Origin of the sequence: Bartonella sp. AP21QHHD (assembly GCF_042196205.1) — a bacterium.
In the GTDB taxonomy this organism is placed as follows: domain Bacteria; phylum Pseudomonadota; class Alphaproteobacteria; order Rhizobiales; family Rhizobiaceae; genus Bartonella.
On the sequence record NZ_JBHIPT010000023.1, the window covers coordinates 1 to 18,209 of the forward strand.

General features: G+C 37.6%; 11 protein-coding genes. 4 read left to right on the plus strand and 7 right to left on the minus strand.

Features of this window, described 5'->3' with window-relative positions:
- Positions 1-137 precede the first annotated feature (137 nt).
- The 3 genes from ACFIMC_RS01810 to ACFIMC_RS01820 form a co-directional block, all read right to left on the minus strand.
- Positions 138-923, minus strand: coding sequence for a BA14K family protein (locus tag ACFIMC_RS01810; protein ID WP_375612973.1), 786 nt, complete (start codon positions 921-923; stop codon positions 138-140).
- 630 nt (positions 924-1,553) lie between these two features.
- Complete coding sequence (uvrB, locus tag ACFIMC_RS01815; protein WP_375612972.1) at positions 1,554-3,863, minus strand: excinuclease ABC subunit UvrB; 2,310 nt, start codon at positions 3,861-3,863, stop codon at positions 1,554-1,556.
- A gap of 258 nt (positions 3,864-4,121) precedes the next feature.
- Positions 4,122-4,436 carry an SH3 domain-containing protein gene (locus tag ACFIMC_RS01820; RefSeq protein WP_375612971.1) on the minus strand — a complete coding sequence of 105 codons (315 nt, stop codon included), beginning with the start codon at positions 4,434-4,436 and terminating at the stop codon, positions 4,122-4,124.
- 338 nt (positions 4,437-4,774) lie between these two features.
- Here ACFIMC_RS01820 and greA point away from each other — a divergent pair, with 338 nt between their 5' ends.
- Both greA and ACFIMC_RS01830 read left to right on the plus strand, forming a co-directional pair.
- A complete protein-coding gene (greA, locus tag ACFIMC_RS01825; RefSeq protein WP_007347010.1) occupies positions 4,775-5,248 on the plus strand; it encodes a transcription elongation factor GreA in 474 nt (157 codons plus the stop codon).
- Positions 5,249-5,265: 17 nt separating this feature from the next.
- Positions 5,266-6,324 (plus strand): glycosyltransferase family 4 protein, encoded by a 1,059-nt coding sequence (locus ACFIMC_RS01830; protein ID WP_375680705.1) that lies wholly within the window; start codon positions 5,266-5,268, stop codon positions 6,322-6,324.
- A gap of 1,210 nt (positions 6,325-7,534) precedes the next feature.
- On the opposite strand, the gene ACFIMC_RS01835 is transcribed toward ACFIMC_RS01830, so the two are convergent.
- A complete protein-coding gene (locus ACFIMC_RS01835) occupies positions 7,535-8,929 on the minus strand; it encodes a TrkH family potassium uptake protein (protein WP_375631664.1) in 1,395 nt (464 codons plus the stop codon).
- Between the two features lie 310 nt (positions 8,930-9,239).
- Between ACFIMC_RS01835 and trxB the strand changes: the two genes are divergently transcribed.
- A complete protein-coding gene (gene trxB / locus ACFIMC_RS01840; RefSeq protein WP_375612968.1) occupies positions 9,240-10,196 on the plus strand; it encodes a thioredoxin-disulfide reductase in 957 nt (318 codons plus the stop codon).
- A gap of 42 nt (positions 10,197-10,238) precedes the next feature.
- Entirely contained in the window at positions 10,239-11,144 is a 906-nt protein-coding gene (locus tag ACFIMC_RS01845) for a LysR family transcriptional regulator (protein WP_273791217.1), read from the plus strand.
- A 1,161-nt stretch (positions 11,145-12,305) separates the two neighbouring features.
- On the opposite strand, the gene ACFIMC_RS01850 is transcribed toward ACFIMC_RS01845, so the two are convergent.
- From ACFIMC_RS01850 to carB, 3 genes are all read right to left on the minus strand, one after another.
- A complete protein-coding gene (locus ACFIMC_RS01850) occupies positions 12,306-13,508 on the minus strand; it encodes a pyridoxal phosphate-dependent aminotransferase (RefSeq protein ID WP_375671835.1) in 1,203 nt (400 codons plus the stop codon).
- Between the two features lie 322 nt (positions 13,509-13,830).
- Positions 13,831-14,040 carry a cold-shock protein gene (locus tag ACFIMC_RS01855; protein ID WP_012754908.1) on the minus strand — a complete coding sequence of 70 codons (210 nt, stop codon included), beginning with the start codon at positions 14,038-14,040 and terminating at the stop codon, positions 13,831-13,833.
- Between the two features lie 247 nt (positions 14,041-14,287).
- A complete protein-coding gene (carB, locus tag ACFIMC_RS01860; RefSeq protein WP_375680706.1) occupies positions 14,288-17,773 on the minus strand; it encodes a carbamoyl-phosphate synthase large subunit in 3,486 nt (1,161 codons plus the stop codon).
- Positions 17,774-18,209 lie beyond the last annotated feature (436 nt).

Genomic DNA, 18,209 nt, shown 5'->3' on the forward strand with positions numbered 1-18,209 from the left:
CATGGTCCCAAAAGTAGCATAGGCTATGAGCGCCAAAATAATCCTTTTCTTCAAGATTTTAATATATGAGCAAATAAAAAACGCTTTGAAGCGTTTTTTTGTGCCATTTAAGACTTTTTAGTAGGACGGAACAGAAGTTAATTTATTGGGGCATAACAAATGTGTTCCAAACCATTACGGTCTCGAAAGGTCCCTGTTTTAGGGTTAAAGGAACGGTATTTTTTCTTGCAATAGTTAAGCCAATCAGATTCTAATGATTGCTGGAGTGGCTCATATGCCACTGTTTGCTGCACTTGATAAACTCTTTGATTTTGCGGAACTTTTTGATAAATTACCTGATTTTGTGGTACTATTTGATAAACCACTTGTGGCTGTTCTGGTTTTTTTAAAATTGTACCAAGAATCGTACCTGTTGCAAGACCAAGAATACCCACCGCTAAAGCATCTCCTGAGTTATCTATATGAATATTACTGTGTTTTGTCTTTTTGCGCTCGACGTAATGATATGTTTTGTTTTCAACATGATGATAATGGTGGTGGTGGTGATGATGATGTTGTTGTTGTTCCGTCTTACTCTGTTTGGCTACAGACCTTTCATGTTTGGCTTTAAATCTTCTCTTGTCGTCATCAGAACTTTTGTGGAAATCATCAACAAACTTTTGGAAATCATCAGATAAAAAGCTACGTTTTTTATCAGAACAATGGGAGCGAGAAAAACCGCAAGGCAGAATATCAGCTTTCTTCCTCATTTCCCTTATCGCATCATCTGTTTCTTTACGCATCTTCCTCATCATATCATCTATTTCTCTCGAGATAGAGTCACTACGATTCCATGCCATATCCGCAAGCGTTGCATTTAGCGGCATCAAAACGGTCACAGTTGACATTGCTGATAATACCGCTAACCTGATCACTTTTTTCATAATGATGCTCCTTGTGTAAATTCGTATTTTTCACATCCTACACGTTTCAAACTGAATAGAGCCTGAACAATTTTGGGCTTTATTGTGACAAAAAAAATAAAAATTTATTTAGTTAAATCTATCGCGGAGACAGTAAAATGAAATCATAACAGAATTTTGATTTCAATTAATGTACTCTGCTTGAGGTTAATTAATAAGTTTGTATTGAGAGTCCACGATTTTTTACTATGGAATATAAACTCTTTATTTAGGGATAATTTTTTATTGTTTGGTACAATATGAATTGAACAATAGGGATATGAATAAAAGTTATCATTTTTTATCATAGGCTTATGGTTCTATGAGAAAGTCTTATTTTACTTTATTTGTGTTATAGGACAGTGTCCTATTTGAATATTTTCTTGTAAGGATAAATAATATTGAGTTAGATATCAGAGTATAACTGTATAAAGATAATATATTTTAGAAAATTTTTATAAAATGTTCTCTCTCATGTTGTTTTAGACAAATTGAAGCACCCTTGATGTTGGAGGTTGTCTATTTTTCGGATAACGCTGTTTGCTTTTGAGCTTTCGTCTTTTTTTAGAAGAACTGAAGATTATTTTATGCGGTTTGAAATTTTTTGCTCCTTCATTGATTGCGTTTTTTTCGTTTTATTGTTGCTTGATTAGGGGTGTTTTTACGAGATTTTCCTTTTTGATTTTCCAAAATACCAGTGTCCATGGTTGGTCCCATGTGTGCAAGGTTTGGTTTGGAGAAAAGACTTGGTTGTAATACGCGCTCATGGGTGGATTGTTCGCTATGATGTGTTAAGGGATTTTCCGCGAGTTCTAGTTCTATCTTTTGTAATTGTTTGATTTCATCGCGAAGGTGTGCTGCTTCTTCAAAATTAAGATCAGCAGCTGCTTCATGCATTAATTTTTCGAGGTGTTTAATATGAGATGCTAAATTGTTGCCAACCATATTTTTTTTCTCGATGACATCAGGGATATTTGTACGAATATGGTTGTTTTCATAGCCTGAATTGAGAATATCTCCGATATTTTTTTTGATACTTTTCGGTGTGATATGGTGTTCTTCATTATAGGCTATTTGTTTTTGTCGACGTCTTTGTGTCTCCTGTAAGGCTCGTTTTATGGAACCAGTGATCGTATCTGCATAGAGGATAACACGGCCATCTACGTTACGTGCAGCACGTCCGATTGTTTGTATGAGGGAAGTTTCAGAGCGCAAAAAGCCCTCTTTATCGGCATCTAGAATGGCAACAAAACCACATTCTGGAATATCTAAGCCTTCTCGGAGCAAGTTGATACCGATGAGGACATCAAAGGTGCCAAGCCGAAGATCGCGTAGAATTTCAATGCGTTCTAATGTATCAATGTCGGAATGCATATAGCGTACACGAATACCTTGTTCGTGGAGATATTCCGTTAAATCTTCGGCCATACGCTTGGTTAGGACGGTCACTAGTGTGCGGTAGCCTTTTTGAATTGTTTTACGAATTTCATTCACAACATCATCGACTTGATTTTTGGCTGGACGAACCTCTGTTGGTGGGTCAACAAGCCCTGTGGGGCGAATAACTTGTTCTGCAAAAGTACCGTGAGATTGTTCTATTTCCCACCGTCCAGGTGTTGCGGAGACAGCAATCGTTTGTGGGCGCATAGCATCCCATTCTTCAAAGCGCAAAGGACGGTTATCCATACAAGAAGGGAGGCGAAAACCATATTCTGCTAAGGTTGCTTTTCTGCGAAAATCACCTCGGTACATACCACCAATTTGGGGAATGGTTACATGGCTTTCATCGATAAAAACAAGAGAATTGAGTGGAATATATTCGAATAAAGTTGGGGGTGGTTCACCGGGATTTCGTCCTGTTAAATAACGTGAATAATTTTCAATTCCCGGACATGAACCGGTGGTTTCCAACATTTCCAAATCAAAAACTGTACGTTGTTCTAAACGTTGTGCTTCTAAAAGACGTCCAGCTTCGTTCAACTCATCGAGGCGTTGAACGAGTTCCATTTTGATAGATTTCATCGCTTGGTTAAGTGTTGGGCGTGGTATTACGTAGTGTGAGTTGGCATAAATTTTAATTGATTGAAGATCGCCTGTTTTTTGTCCGGTGAGAGGATCAAATTCCGTAATTGTTTCCACTTCATCGCCAAAGAGCGAAATACGCCAAGCACGATCTTCGAGGTGGGCAGGGAAAATTTCGATTGTATCCCCTCGTACACGAAAGGAACCACGAACGAAGTTGATATCTTGTCGATAATACTGTTGAGAGACTAAATCAGCCAAGAGTTTTCGTTGATTGAGTTTGTCCCCTTTTTCTATTTCGAAGGTCATGGCCGTATAGGTTTCTACGGAACCAATTCCGTAGATGCAGGAGACAGATGCGACGATAATAACATCATCACGCTCTAAGACAGCGCGTGTTGCAGCATGGCGCATACGGTCGATTTGTTCATTAATTGAGGATTCCTTTTCAATATAAGTGTCTGAGCGTGCAACATAGGCTTCTGGTTGATAATAGTCATAATAGGAAACAAAATATTCGACGGCATTATGGGGAAAAAAACTTTTAAATTCCCCATAAAGCTGCGCTGCTAGAGTTTTATTGGGAGCTAATATTAAAGCTGGACGCTGTGTTTTTTCAATGATATTGGCCATTGTATAGGTTTTCCCTGAGCCGGTAACACCCAAAAGCACTTGTGTACGTTCATTTTTTTGAATTCCCTCAACCAGAGTTTTAATGGCTTGAGGTTGATCTCCCGCTGGTTTAAAAGATGTTTCGAGTTGAAATGGAATACCACCTTCAGATTTTTCAGGACGAATGGGGCGGTGAGGTGTCCATAATGCACCATTCTTAAAAAGAGGATTACCTGAAGCAATAAGAGCAGAAAGAGCTTCTACTGTTGCAGTAACACCATTTTTCATTGTTGTATCCTTTGATAGAAAAGTGCTGGTGATTTTAAAGAAAATACTAATTTTTACAAATTTATTACGACAACAGCAAAACGTTATTGAACAGATTTATTTTGGTTTATTAGAGCTTTCATTAGGATATTGATCAAGTTTTTTATGAGACAAATTCTTCGAAGTATTTCTTTGGAAGGAGCATATTTGTGGTTGTTCGTGAACACTATTGCATTTTTGCCATGATGATATTCAAGAGGGCATAAGTTATTATAGCTGTTATGGAGAATAATCGGTACGTTTGGGCATTAAAGACATTGTATATGTGTGATAAAGATCATTTCCATCTTTAAATGAAAGATAACGAGATGACACCCAACCTATTTGAGTGTTATATCGGATATGGCACCAATTTCCTTCACAGTTTTTAACAAAAACTAATTCTCCAGCAGAGATTAAGCCGCAAAGTGCATATTGAGTGCTGGGACCTGTTCTAAAATTAAGATTTCTCGTAACAAAAGCATCTGCTGCCTCTGATATTGTTGTGGCTAAAAAGAAAGAGCCAAACATAAAAAAAATGACGATTTTTTTCATTTTTCTGTAAAGAATTTCTTTAGAGATTTTCTATCCTTCTCTCTTCATATTCTATATAATTTCTTTTACTAGATTATGATAAAACAGAAAAAAATACAATTCTTTCTTCTTTAGGACACTTTAAAGAGAAGAGTGAAGTTTAACGTTTTAAACACCAAAATGAGATGTTTTAATCACTATTTGTGCATGTTTTGTTTCCTTTATTTATTTTTGTATGGAAAACAGTGATACTGTACTATATAATAAAAAAGATCGTAGTTTTCGGATTCCAAAAGTAATTTTGGAAGCCGTTTTTTGTATTTTTATTAAACCTTCCGTGTAATAGAAAGGGACGGATTATGGAAAAAGTTCCGATGACTACAGCTGGTTTTGAGAGTCTTAAAGAAGAGTTGCGTTGGCGTCAACAACAGGAGCGTCCGCGAATTATTGAAGCAATTTCTGAGGCGCGTGCGCATGGTGATTTATCTGAAAATGCTGAGTATCATGCAGCTAAAGAAGCGCAAAGTCATAATGAGGGGCGTATAAATGAGCTTGAAGATTATATCGCACGAGCAGAAGTTATAGATGTCTCGCGTCTTTCAGGTGACAAAATAAAATTTGGTGCAACCATTAAACTCTTGGATGAGGATACTGAGGAAAAAAAAGTGTATCAGATCGTAGGAGATCAAGAAGCTGATGTAAAGGTTGGAAAAATCTCTATTTCTTCGCCTATCGCACGTGCACTCATTGGCAAGCAAGAGGGTGATGTGATTGAGGTGAATGCACCAGGTGGTGCGCATAATTACGAGATCATTAAGGTTCAGTACATCTAAATAACATATGGATTATTATGCGTGTATCTTTGGACGAAACTGAAATTATTGCGCCTCACTTTAAAAGGCGTTTATCGGGAGTAACATCTACGATTATTCAGCTTATTCCACTGCAACGCGAACAAGGTGTGCGTATATCCACTTTGGGGTTTGGTTTACCACGAACTTTGCCAACTCTTGCCTTTAGGGACCTTTTCGGACTTTGGAAAAGTCCGAAAGGGAAGCCATTTCGTATTTGGCATGCACGACGCAATATTGAGATGCTTTGTGGGATCTTTTTGCGCGATGTTTTGCGAATGAAGCTTAAACTCATCTTTACTTCGGCTTCACAACGTCATCATAAGCCTTTTACCAAATGGTTGATTCGCTGTATGGATAGGGTTATAGCTACCAGTACACGTACGGGCGCTTATCTAGAAGTGCCTCATAAGGTTATTATGCATGGGGTGGATGTGAGGCGTTTTATTCCACCACACACTCTTGATGATTGCTTTTCTTCGACAGGATTTCCAGGAAAATATGCGGTAGGATGTTTTGGGCGTCTGCGCTACTCAAAGGGAACAGATTTATTTGTTGATGCCATGATAGCATTATTGCCTGACTATCCTGAATGGACAGCACTTATCGCTGGTCGTACGACAGAGCAATATTATCATTTTGAAAAAGAATTACGCCAAAAGATTGCTAAGGCTGGTCTGGATGATCGCATTATTTTTCTTGGTGAGATTCTGGACATCCCTTTATGGTACCGTCGTTTAACACTTTATGTTGCACCCTCTCGTACAGAAGGTTTCGGTTTAACACCATTAGAAGCAATGGCATCACAGGTTGCGGTTGTAACGAGTGATGCAGGAGCTTATAAAGAATTGGTTGTAGAAGCGACAGGAACAGTTGTAAAAGCAGGAGATGGAGCGGCTTTAACAGCAGCAATTGAACCTTATTTTGCTGATGTAGAAAAAACATTGGCATCCGGAAAGAAAGCTTTAACCCATGTTCGTACGCACTTTCCTTTGGAAAAAGAGGCAAGCAAGATTGAAAGTGTTTACAAAGAACTGTTTGCAGAAAAAAGACTTTGATTATTATATCAAAAATCTTCTTGAGGAATGATAAAAGTATTTTCCTTAAAGGTTTTTCATAGTTATCAAGAAAACAGCTCAATGATATAAATGTTATTTTACAAAATTTATATTGTCTTTAGTAGAACACTATAAGAAGTTCCCAAAATTTTGGATAAAAGATTAAAAATGTATACGCTTGAGAGCGATATGTAGTTTATGATAAAGCATACTAGGAGAGAAGAAAGCTACTTTTATTCATTGATATTTTAGAATAAGAAAATAATGCTTTAACTCAAGTCTGGGGATTTATGCACTATCTTATACGGTGTCGTGCTGATATTGTTGGTTTTGTAAGACTTAAATAGATAGCAAAAAAAACGTTTTCTTGTCTTAAAAAGATAATGATGGTATCTCCATGGATAAAATAGTCGTACATATTTTCAATAAATTCATGATAAGATGGATTTAAGATCAATATATATATATATGATTTTTATAGATAATTTACCTTTTCAATTTGAATAAGAGCTTTGAGTAGCGTAAGATTTTCTTATGTCAAATCTGTTGATATTAACAATGAGAGCTATCTTCTTGCACATCACAATTGGAAGAAGGCATGTGGTGGATAAAAACTATTGAAGACAGGGTGTAAAGAGATTTCTTATAAATTGTCTGAAATGCAGGCTGTTACGACATTAATAGAAAGAAAATAATATGGTGGTACTAATTTATATCTTATTTTTTGGTACCGACTTGCACCTTATTGTTATTTAAGTAAAAATGATGGTGCCCATTTTATATCTTTCATGAGGGCTGTCGTGAAATGGGGGTGATGAGTATTGTGAGATGTTTTTTACAAGCTTGTGAGTTCGTAATATAATAGCATTTTTTTCTATAAGGGTGTAACTCTATTAAAGAGAAAAAACACTTTTATCAGCAAATATTCATATTTTTTGCATGAGAGATTATTCGTAAAAAAGAATGTTCTATGCGTCCACTTTATTTGATAAAGAAGATCAATAAAGTGAAGTTTTATATGTTATGGCTTTGAGAATATCGGTATTTGATTGTTTTTGTTGAATTATTTTTATATCATTGATATGATGTTTTGTATGAAATTTTAGGAAATCTTCAGTAGATTGGGTGAGGAGTGAATATTATGACGCATACTGTTCTCGCCTTTTTATCTTGTAAATTTTTTATCATGGTAGCATAAAATATCTCTGCATTAGAATTGTTCACGCCAGAAAGCGGGAATAAAAAGGACGAATATTGTTATGATTTCAAGGCGTCCAGCTAACATTAGAAAACTTAAAATCCATAAAGCATGATCGTTGATTGTAGAGAAATTACCAGTGGGGCCAATAATATCTCCAAAGCCTGGACCAACATTTGAAAGTGCGGTTAAGACCCCCGTAAAGGCAGAGGTAAAGTCAAGACCGGTTGTAAGCAAAAGTGCAGTGCCGATAACAAGGCAAAACATATAAAGACAGACAAAAAACAAAACGGCTTGAGCAACATCATTTGATATATTTGAGTGATCGTAGCGCGCTTTTACAACGACATTAGGAGAAAGAAGTTTTTCTATATTTGTTTGTGTAATACGCCAAAGAATAATGAGGCGATTGATTTTCATGCCACCAGAAGTAGAACCAGCACATCCGCCTGTAAAAGAAACAATAAAGAAAATTCCAAGCGCAAACGGTCCCCAAAGTTGATAATCTTCAGCGCTGTAACCGGTGGTGCTAATAATGGATGAAAGGTGAAAAATGACATCAAGGAAAATCAAGTGGAACGCGCGATGATCATAAAACCGTAGCCATGCCGCTAAAGCAAAGCTGAAAAGGAGAACGATATGGAGAAAAACAATCACTTGTGGGTCAAGGAAGCGTTTAGAGTGTCCAGGAAGGACTAATTTAACATAAAGTACGAAAGGTAAAGCAGAAAGCAACATGAAGATTGTTGAAATAATTAAGATGGCTGGTGTATCAGAAAAATAGCCAAAAGAAGCATCATGCGTTGAAAAACCAGCTGTTGCTACTGTACTCATTGCATGGTTAATGGCATCAAATAAATTCATGCCTGCAGCAAAATAAGAAAGCATACAAGCCAATGTTAACCCAACATAAGCGATGATAATTCCGTTAGCAATTTGGTTGATGCGAGGCAATATTTTTTCAGATTTATCAGATGATTCCATATGAAAAAGTCGCACGCCACCCACACGCAGTGAAGGCAAAATTAAGAGGGCTAAACCGATAAAACCAATGCCCCCAATCCAGCATATAAGAGAACGCCATAATAAAATACTTCGCGATAAATTATCAAGATCAGAAAGGACTGTGGAGCCTGTTGTTGTAATTCCAGAAACAGATTCAAAAATGGCTCCTGCTAGAGAAATGGGAAGAGGAGAAAGATAAAGAGGTAAGGCACCTACGATGCTTCCTGTAAGCCAAAGACAAACAGTGAGCATAAAGCCAAGCCGTGCTGAAAAGCGACAAGTAGCTCCCTTAGTTGCTAAAAGAATCAGCGTTGCTAACATGGTGGTTATGGCACAAGAATAGAGAAAGCTTATCCAATTACGATTGTTGTCGTGCAAATCCACAAAAATTGGCAAAAGCATTGCTCCTCCCATGATTAAGGCAAAACGTGCACAGACATTGATAATAAATTGAAAAATGATCGTTCCCTATCTTTGTATCTCTTTTTATTATGGTTTTGTGCTCATAAGAAGTTACATTTTTCTCTTTATAGGATAAGGATTAATTCTTAACATTAGCGTGCCTTGATGAATTAGTAATCAGACCTTTTCATAAAACTTGAAAAGAAGTATACATAACATAATTAGGGCTCTTGAAAAATATTTTTTTAAAAGGCTGCATTCCGTTATCATTTATAGAATAATTAATTTATAATAAAGTGAAGGGGATTTAATGGTACAATCGCATATTCGTCTGCTAATTATTGGCTCAGGTCCGGCTGGTTATACAGCGGCGGTCTATGCAGCAAGAGCAATGCTTAAGCCGGTTTTGGTGACGGGCTTGCAGCAGGGGGGACAATTGACAATTACAACTGATGTTGAGAATTATCCAGGTTTTGCAGATCCCATTCAAGGACCATGGTTGATGGAACAAATGGCAAAACAAGCTGAGAATATGGGGACAAAAATTGTCTATGATACAATTATAAAGGCTGATTTGTTGAAGTATCCTTTTGTCTTATATGGGGATTCAGGAACACAATATTCTTGTGATGCACTGATTATTGCAACAGGAGCTCAAGCGCGCTGGCTTGGTTTAGAAAGTGAACAGACCTTTATGGGCGGAGGTGTTTCCGCTTGTGCTACATGTGATGGCTTTTTTTATCGTGATAAGGACGTTATTGTCGTGGGAGGAGGAAATACGGCTGTTGAAGAAGCACTTTATTTATCGCATTTGGCTAAGAGTGTAAGCGTGGTTCACAGGCGGGGACAGTTTCGGGCAGAAAAAATTTTGCAAGATAGGTTGCTGGCTTGTAATAATGTGCGTGTTCTTTGGGATCATGTGGTTGAAGAAATTGTGGGGCTGCCAGCTCAAGATTCAAAGGGCGCTGTTGTAACAGGGGCACGTCTGAAAAATGTTAAGACAGGTCACGAGATGAAAGTGAATGCAGAGGGCATATTTATTGCCATTGGGCATGATCCTGCTGTTTCTCTGTTTGAAGGACAGCTGAAACAAAAACGAGGCGGCTATTTATGGACAGCACCCGACTCAACAGCAACAAGCATTGCTGGTGTTTTTGCTGCTGGGGATGTGACAGATGAAACATTCCGCCAAGCTGTAACAGCTGCGGGAAGAGGATGTATGGCAGCGTTGGAAGCAGAACGGTTTTTGGATATACCCAGGCGTTAGTCACTCATTGAGAACATAGAGAATATAGAGGTAGAATTAATTGTGGCGCCACCGTTGGATTGGGATAAGTTAAGGGTTTTTCACGCTGCAGCAGAAGCGGGATCTTTTACGCATGCTGCTCAAAAACTTCATTTATCTCAATCAGCCGTTTCACGACAGGTTTCGGCTTTAGAACAAGAGGTTGGGGTATCCTTATTTCAACGTCATGCGCGTGGTTTGATTCTTACAGAACAGGGAGAAACTCTTTATCGTACAGCTCATGATGTTTTGATGAAGCTTGAAAGTGTGCGTTTGCAATTAAGTGAAAGCTATGCAAAACCAACGGGGCACTTGCGTGTGACCTCGACCTTTGGAATGGGGGCAGGGTGGATTGCAGAGCGTATGCCAGAATTTCTTAGTCTTTATCCTGATATGCAGGTTCAGCTTTTGCTTTCCGATGAAGAGCTTGATTTGACAATGTGTCATGCGGATTGTGCTGTTCGCTTACATCAACCCAAACAACCTGATCTTATACAAAGAAAACTCTTTACAATTCATATGCATGTCTATGCTTCGGAAAAGTATATTGCAAATTATGGAAAGCCGGAAAAATTGTCTGATCTCGATGAGCATCGTATTATTTCGTTCGGTGAACCTGTTCCACCTTATTTGTCTGGTTTAAATTGGTTGGAAAAGGCTGGTAGAAGTGATGGATCATTGCGCGTTTCAGTTTTACAAATCAACAATATCATCTCAATAAAGAATGCGCTTATGCGTGATCTTGGGATTGCTGTGCTTCCTGATTATATCGTCAATAATGATGAGCATTTAGTGCGTCTTTTTCCTGATATGGTTGATATTCCTTCTTTTGATACTTTTTTTTGTTATCCTTATAATTTAAAGAATTTGGCAAGGTTAAATGCTTTTCGAGATTATATTTTTTTAAAAGCTCGCCAGTGGTCTTTTTAATATTAATATCTTAATTTATAAGGAATAATTAGCTGTTTTGCAACTTGAGACTCCCGTAATATTCTTTCGTTTCAAATTTGCCTATATTGAATCAATTAAAATTATTTGTTGCACATTAAAAGTGGAGGGAGTCCGTACGGGTAAATATTTTTGAAAAGAGGGATAAATGTTTTTTATGAATACTAGCAACCGTGAGGGTTATTATATATTGAAAAATGGACAATCGTGTGATGGTGTAGTTAACATTTTTACTATTTAATTAAAGAGAGTGGTACATGATGGAGACAAATTTAAAGCTATGTGTTTATTGCATAGCAGATACGCTTAAGTCTTTATTGTGCTTTTCCTTATAAAATGACATAGAATACTATCTCTTGATTATGTTGCCTCCCAGTTTCGTTTTCTTGAGTGTTCCCTTACGAAGATCTATCAGATTGATTTTATCTCTGAGGATTTTCCAAATTTGCCGGACATATGTCCGGCTTTTTTTTAATTTTTGAAAGAGTCCCTAGAAATTGCAATATATGGGAAGATGATAAAGAAAAAATTTCGAAACTGGTGGATATCCAACAATTTTTTTAAGAATACTAAAATTCAATGAGGAGTTTGAGAGGGGATATTCTATTGTACTGTAAAAGTCTGTCTTTTAGGGGTGTGATATAAAATATTTAAAACCTTATACATGAAGTGCTTTTTATTAGAATGTGAGGTGAATATTTAAGGCAGGTCTTGTTCATAAAGCCTATGAAGTAAATCAAGTAGTTATTAAATAGAACTTAAAGGAAACTGGATTGCTTACACAACGATGGGAGGTGGCTTCTTCTTCGTTTTAGGACGAAGAAGAAGCTGAGAAATAGAAGAGATTTTATTGTAAGGGCCTTTGATTATAAGGGCAATTGTGTTTAAAAGTGCTCGGTCTTTTTTAGAGTTATAAATTGAATGGAGAAAGTAGAATAGGCTTGTCATCTCTTATGATAATAGACCGATTCATTTATTTGATAGCTAAATTTTTTTGATCTTTATCTACAGCATCTATTTTTGTGTTTATTCATAGATATTTTTGCTGAATCGATAGATTTAGACTATGACACAGTTTCAGATATTTTCTCGGATATACTAACATTCGGCAAAAAACAATCACAAGAGATGATATTAAAAATTTTAAATTAAACTGTTGCAAAAACGCTGTATACGTATACAAGCTTTTTCAAGTAATTCTTCTGATGTTGCATAAGAAATACGAAAAGTTGATCCAAGTCCAAAAGCAGATCCTTGGACGACAGCAACAGCTTCTGTTTCTAGAAGCGCTATGGCAAAGTCTTTATCATTCGTAATACGTTGACCATTGGGTGTTTTCTTTCCAATAAGTCCGGTGCAAGAAGGATAAACATAAAAAGCACCCTCAGGCGTTGGACAGTGAATGCCAGGAGCTTGATTTAGCATGGAGACAACGAGATCACGGCGTGCTTGAAAAATACTTTTATTTTTAGCAATAAAGTCTTGTGGCCCGTTGAGTGCTTCAACCGCAGCCCATTGTGAAATGACACTTGTTCCAGATGTTTGCTGTCCTTGAATGGTATCCATGGCTTTAATTAATTCTTGTGGTCCGCCTGCATAACCGATTCTCCATCCCGTCATCGCATAGGCTTTAGAAACACCATTCATTGTGAGTGTACGCTCATAAAGCGCTGGTTCTACTTGAGCTGGAGTCACAAAGGTAAAACCCTCATATGTGAGATGTTCATATATATCATCGGAAAGGATATAAACATGAGGATATTTTACTAAAACATCTGTAAGTTTTTTCAATTCATTATGTGTATAAGCGGCACCTGATGGATTTGAAGGAGAGTTAAAGATGAACCATTTGGTTTTGGGGGTAATGGCAGCTTCTAGCTCTTGTGGTTGGAGTTTATAAGAAAATTCGGCTTTTGTTTCTAAAAAGACAGGCGTACCATCGTTGAGTGCGACCATTTCTGGATAACTAACCCAATAAGGGGATGGAATGATGACCTCATCTCCTTTATTCAAAGTTGCCATGAATGCATTAAAGAGAATTTGTTTTCCACCGGTACCAACAATAATTTGTTCTGGTTGGTAAAGAAGGTTATTTTCTCTTTTAAACTTTGCAGAAATTGCTTGGCGCAATTCTGGAATTCCTGATATGGGAGGGTATTTTGTTTCTCCCCTTCGAATAGCTTCAATAGCCGCGTTTTTGATGTTGTCTGGGGTATCAAAGTCTGGCTCTCCAGCACTTAAAGCAATAACATTGCGCCCTAATGCTTTTAAATGGCGGGCCTTTTGAGAAGCAGCAATTGTTGCAGAAGGTTTGATACGAGACAGTTTGTCGGCAATAAAAGCCATAATTTTAAATCCTTATATTATATCAACAAATGGTTATTGCTTTAAGGATATTCTATAAGAGATTATATTGTATGCAATAAAAAACTTCCAAAATACTCTTACACGGGCTTTATATTCTTCTTTTTTGAGATATTTTACAAGATAATCTCTTCGTAGATTTTATGAAAGTTTTTGAGGAAGTATAAGAGAGGTTTGATAAATTGTGCAAAGGAGATAAGCAGTCTTTTATTTTAACAAGGTAAAATAATGCTTTATACAAAATAAAAAAATCTTCGTCTTTACAGACGAAGATTTCTAAATAAAATATTGCAGAATTTAAACTTTAAAGTGCTGCAAGGTTACCAGCGGCAAATTTTCCTGAACGACGATCTTGAAGAACATCATAAGAGATTTTTTGCCCTTCATTAAGACTGTTTAGACCTGAACGCTCGACGGCAGAAATGTGTACAAATACATCTGCACTACCATCGCTAGGCTGAATGAATCCGAAACCTTTTGTTGTATTAAACCACTTAACTGTTCCTGTAGACATAGGAAACTCCTTAGAATATATAATTATATTGAGCATTGAAGCTTTCATTTCTTCAATACGGTTGTAGATCGAAATTAGGTGGGAGAAGTTTCGTCGAAAGTGCAGATTGCACAGGAAAGAAAGTCACGTAACCGAAAATTCGATGAAACCTCTATAAAAGTTTTTAGAACAAAAAGCAAGTCTTAATCAATTTTTATATAAAGAAAAAATAAGAAAACAGTGTATATTTTGCTAAGTAGAAAAAAATTCAACTAAAATAACTTTGTAGTGAACGTACCTCAAGGTGCCTTTTTTTGAGTGCTTTGATCGCTTCTACGACGGCTTCGGCTCCAGCTATTGTTGTATAATAGGGAACATTTTGCATGAGTGCTGCATAACGTAATGATTTTGAGTCTGAGATGGCACTGGCAGTGCTAGTTGTATTAAAAATCAATTGAATTTGGCGATTACGAATAGCGTCTTCAATATGGGGGTGTCCCTCTAGAACTTTGTTAATTTTTTTTGCTTCAACGTGGTGTTCGGTGAGAAATTTTTGTGTTCCACTTGTGGCGACAACAGAAAAGCCAAGCTCAGTTAAACGTTTTACAGGATTTAAGATGCGTTTTTTATCTTCATCCCTTACAGAAACGAACAAAGTTCCCTCTTTAGGGAGTTTTACACCAGCTCCAAGTTGGGCTTTAGCAAAAGCAAGCGAAAATTCATAGTCAAGTCCCATAACTTCACCGGTTGAGCGCATTTCTGGACCAAGAAGTGTATCAACACCTGAAAAACGAGCAAAAGGAAATACTGCTTCCTTGACGGCAATATGTTGTTTTTTTTGCAAAGAAGGTAATCCACCATAAGCTTCAAGAGCATCATGAAGCGTTTCTCCTGCCATAATACGTGCAGCCATTTTAGCAATAGGGCGACCAATCGTTTTTGCAACAAATGGGACAGTACGTGAAGCACGGGGATTGACTTCTAAGACATAAATGGTGTCATCTTTTATAGCATATTGTACATTCATTAAGCCGCGAACATGAAGTGCTTGTGCTAATGCTTTGGTTTGGCGCTCTAATTCAGTAACTATTTTATTTGAGAGCGTATGGACTGGTAGAGAACATGCTGAATCACCAGAGTGGATACCAGCTTCTTCAATATGTTCCATAATACCAACGATTAGTGTTTCTTTGCCATCACATAGACAATCAACATCTACTTCAATTGCTTCTGTTAAATAGGTATCAAAGAGAAGCGGATTTTTACCAAGCAATATATTGATTTGTCCTGTTGTGTCGTTAGGATAACGGACTTTGATATCTTCTGAAATTAATTCAGGGACACTCTCAAGTAAATAATTTTGTAAGCTACGTTCATCACGAATAATTTGCATAGCACGTCCTCCTAAAACATAAGAGGGACGTACAACCAAGGGGAAGCCTAGTTCGTGGGCAATGAGGCGTGCTTGTTCAATGGAGTGGGCAATACCATTTTGAGGTTGTGTTAAATTAAGTTTAAATAACAGTTTTTGAAAGCGATCTCTATCTTCTGCTAAGTCGATAGCGTCAGGTGAAGTACCTAGGATGGGGATGTTGTGTTTTTCTAGAGCGCTTGCCAATTTCAAGGGTGTTTGTCCGCCAAATTGGACGATGACTCCAACCAAATCTCCTTTTTCCTGTTCTGCTTCTAAAATAGCGATAACGTCTTCTGTTGTTAAAGATTCAAAGTAAAGGCGATCAGAGGTATCATAGTCGGTTGAAACTGTTTCAGGATTACAGTTAATCATAATCGCTTCAAATCCTGCATCACGCAGTGCAAAAGCAGCGTGGCAGCAACAGTAATCAAATTCAATACCTTGCCCAATGCGGTTTGGTCCACCGCCTAAAATAGCAATTTTTTTGCGTTCAGAAACGTGTGCTTCCGAGTGCTCTACACCTGCAAAGGGAACTTCATATGTTGAATACATATAGGCTGTAGGAGAAGAAAATTCAGCGGCACAAGTATCAATCCGTTTGAAGACGTGTTTAACATTCAGTGATTTACGTAAAGCTGCGATATAATCGGGTTCTTTCCCTGTAAGGGAGGCTAATCGCGCATCTGAAAAGCCCATAGCTTTTAACATACGTAAATTATCTGCGTCTTGGGGTAATCCATGAATGCGGATACGCTGCTCCATTTCAATGATGGAGGCTATTTGTTCTAAAAACCACGGATCAATTTTGCTAATTTGGTGAATCTCATTTAAGGGTAAGCCTGTGCGCATGGCTTGAGCAATATAGCGTAGACGATCAGGGCTTGGTATGGCAATGGCTGAGCGTATAGAACTTTTTTCATCACCTTCAGCATGCTCTGGAATCATAATTTCATCAAGACCCGTAAGCCCTGTTTCAAGTCCACGGAGTGCTTTTTGTAACGATTCTTGAAAAGTGCGTCCAATTGCCATGACTTCTCCTACAGATTTCATCGCAGTTGTGAGGACAGGTGATGAACTGGGAAATTTTTCGAACGCAAAACGAGGAATTTTTGTCACAATATAGTCAATAGAAGGTTCAAATGATGCTGGTGTTGCACCACCCGTGATATCATTTTTTAATTCATCAAGTGTATAACCAACAGCCAGTTTAGCCGCTACTTTGGCAATGGGAAACCCCGTTGCTTTTGAGGCAAGCGCTGAAGAGCGAGAAACACGCGGATTCATTTCAATAACAATGAGGCGCCCATTTTCAGGATTGACAGCAAACTGTACATTGGATCCCCCCGTTTCAACACCAATTTCTCGCAAAACAGCAATCGAAGCATTACGCATACATTGATATTCTTTATCGGTTAAGGTGAGAGCAGGTGCTACAGTGATCGAATCACCGGTATGAATCCCCATCGGATCAATGTTTTCAATAGAACAAACGATGATACAATTGTCGTTCTTATCACGAACAACTTCCATCTCATATTCTTTCCACCCTAAAACACTTTCTTCAATTAATACTTCTGTTGTTGGTGAAGCTTCAAGCCCACGTTCAATAATTTCATAGAATTCAGAGCGGTTATAAGCGATTCCACCACCAGTTCCACCAAGGGTGAATGAAGGACGAATAATAGCTGGAAGCCCAACAACATCAAGAGCTTGAACTGCTTTTGCTGTTGCATGAGCGATATAATGTTGTTTGCGATCAGCTTCGGTATGTCGCCAGTTGCGCTCAAGTTCTTCGAGTGCTTTGTCAAGCGCAGCACCAGAAAGCTTTGCTTTAAGTTCAGCACACGTTTTTGCGTGTTGTTGGCGATTTTCTTCTTTCAGTTCTGTTGCATTGGCTAACATAGAGCGTGGCGTTTCCAAACCGATTTTTGCCATCGCTTGGCGGAATAAAGCACGATCTTCAGCTTTATCAATAGCATCAGCATTGGCTCCTATCATTTCAACATGATAGCGGTCTAAAATACCCATACGCTTTAATGATAAAGCAGTATTGAGGGCTGTTTGTCCTCCCATAGTGGGTAAAAGGGCATCGGGACGCTCGTGAGCAATAATTTTGGCAACTATTTCAGGAGTAATGGGCTCTATATAAGTTGCATCAGCTAGATCTGGATCTGTCATAATCGTGGCAGGATTAGAATTTACCAAAATAATTCGGTAACCTTCTTCTTTTAATGCTTTACAGGCTTGAGTGCCTGAATAATCAAATTCACATGCCTGACCAATGATAATAGGTCCTGCTCCGATGATAAGAATAGATTTTATATCTGTGCGTTTGGGCATGACTTTTTCCTATGACAAATATCTGTGTGCGATTGTTGCGGGCAAAATATTTTAGTTCTGAGGCTACCGTCATTTTATAAGTTAAGTGAAAAAGAAAGTAAGCATTAAAATACCTTTTCCATGCTTTTTTTCATAAAATTGAAGATAAATTTCTTTTTTGAGTTGAGTCATCTCGTCAGTTTATCAAAAGTATGACCTTTGATAAAAAATAATAACAGTGCTCCAACAAATTAGAATATTCAAGCATACTGTGGAGCATAAAAAGCCGGAACATCTTTCCAATCCATTGCCGGCATACTTTCTTTGTGTTTTATGACGTTTTTTGCTTAAGAGAGCACGCGCTTTTTCTGTTGCTTGTAAAACATAAGCTATTATTTATGGTTCGATGGGATTTCGTAAAATAAAATGGGAAGCTTATCGTGTTGTTCCGTAAAAT

What these genes read in the sequence shown, in the direction of transcription:
- ACFIMC_RS01820 (WP_375612971.1), bottom strand. Translation starts at nt 4,436, where the DNA reads ATGAAAAAAATCGTCATTTTTTTTATGTTTGGCTCTTTCTTTTTAGCC.
- uvrB (WP_375612972.1), bottom strand. Translation starts at nt 3,863, where the DNA reads ATGAAAAATGGTGTTACTGCAACAGTAGAAGCTCTTTCTGCTCTTATT.
- ACFIMC_RS01810 (WP_375612973.1), bottom strand. Translation starts at nt 923, where the DNA reads ATGAAAAAAGTGATCAGGTTAGCGGTATTATCAGCAATGTCAACTGTG.
- ACFIMC_RS01830 (WP_375680705.1), top strand. Translation starts at nt 5,266, where the DNA reads ATGCGTGTATCTTTGGACGAAACTGAAATTATTGCGCCTCACTTTAAA.
- ACFIMC_RS01835 (WP_375631664.1), bottom strand. Translation starts at nt 8,929, where the DNA reads ATGCTTTTGCCAATTTTTGTGGATTTGCACGACAACAATCGTAATTGG.
- trxB (WP_375612968.1), top strand. Translation starts at nt 9,240, where the DNA reads ATGGTACAATCGCATATTCGTCTGCTAATTATTGGCTCAGGTCCGGCT.
- ACFIMC_RS01850 (WP_375671835.1), bottom strand. Translation starts at nt 13,508, where the DNA reads ATGGCTTTTATTGCCGACAAACTGTCTCGTATCAAACCTTCTGCAACA.
- carB (WP_375680706.1), bottom strand. Translation starts at nt 17,773, where the DNA reads ATGCCCAAACGCACAGATATAAAATCTATTCTTATCATCGGAGCAGGA.
- ACFIMC_RS01855 (WP_012754908.1), bottom strand. Translation starts at nt 14,040, where the DNA reads ATGTCTACAGGAACAGTTAAGTGGTTTAATACAACAAAAGGTTTCGGA.
- greA (WP_007347010.1), top strand. Translation starts at nt 4,775, where the DNA reads ATGGAAAAAGTTCCGATGACTACAGCTGGTTTTGAGAGTCTTAAAGAA.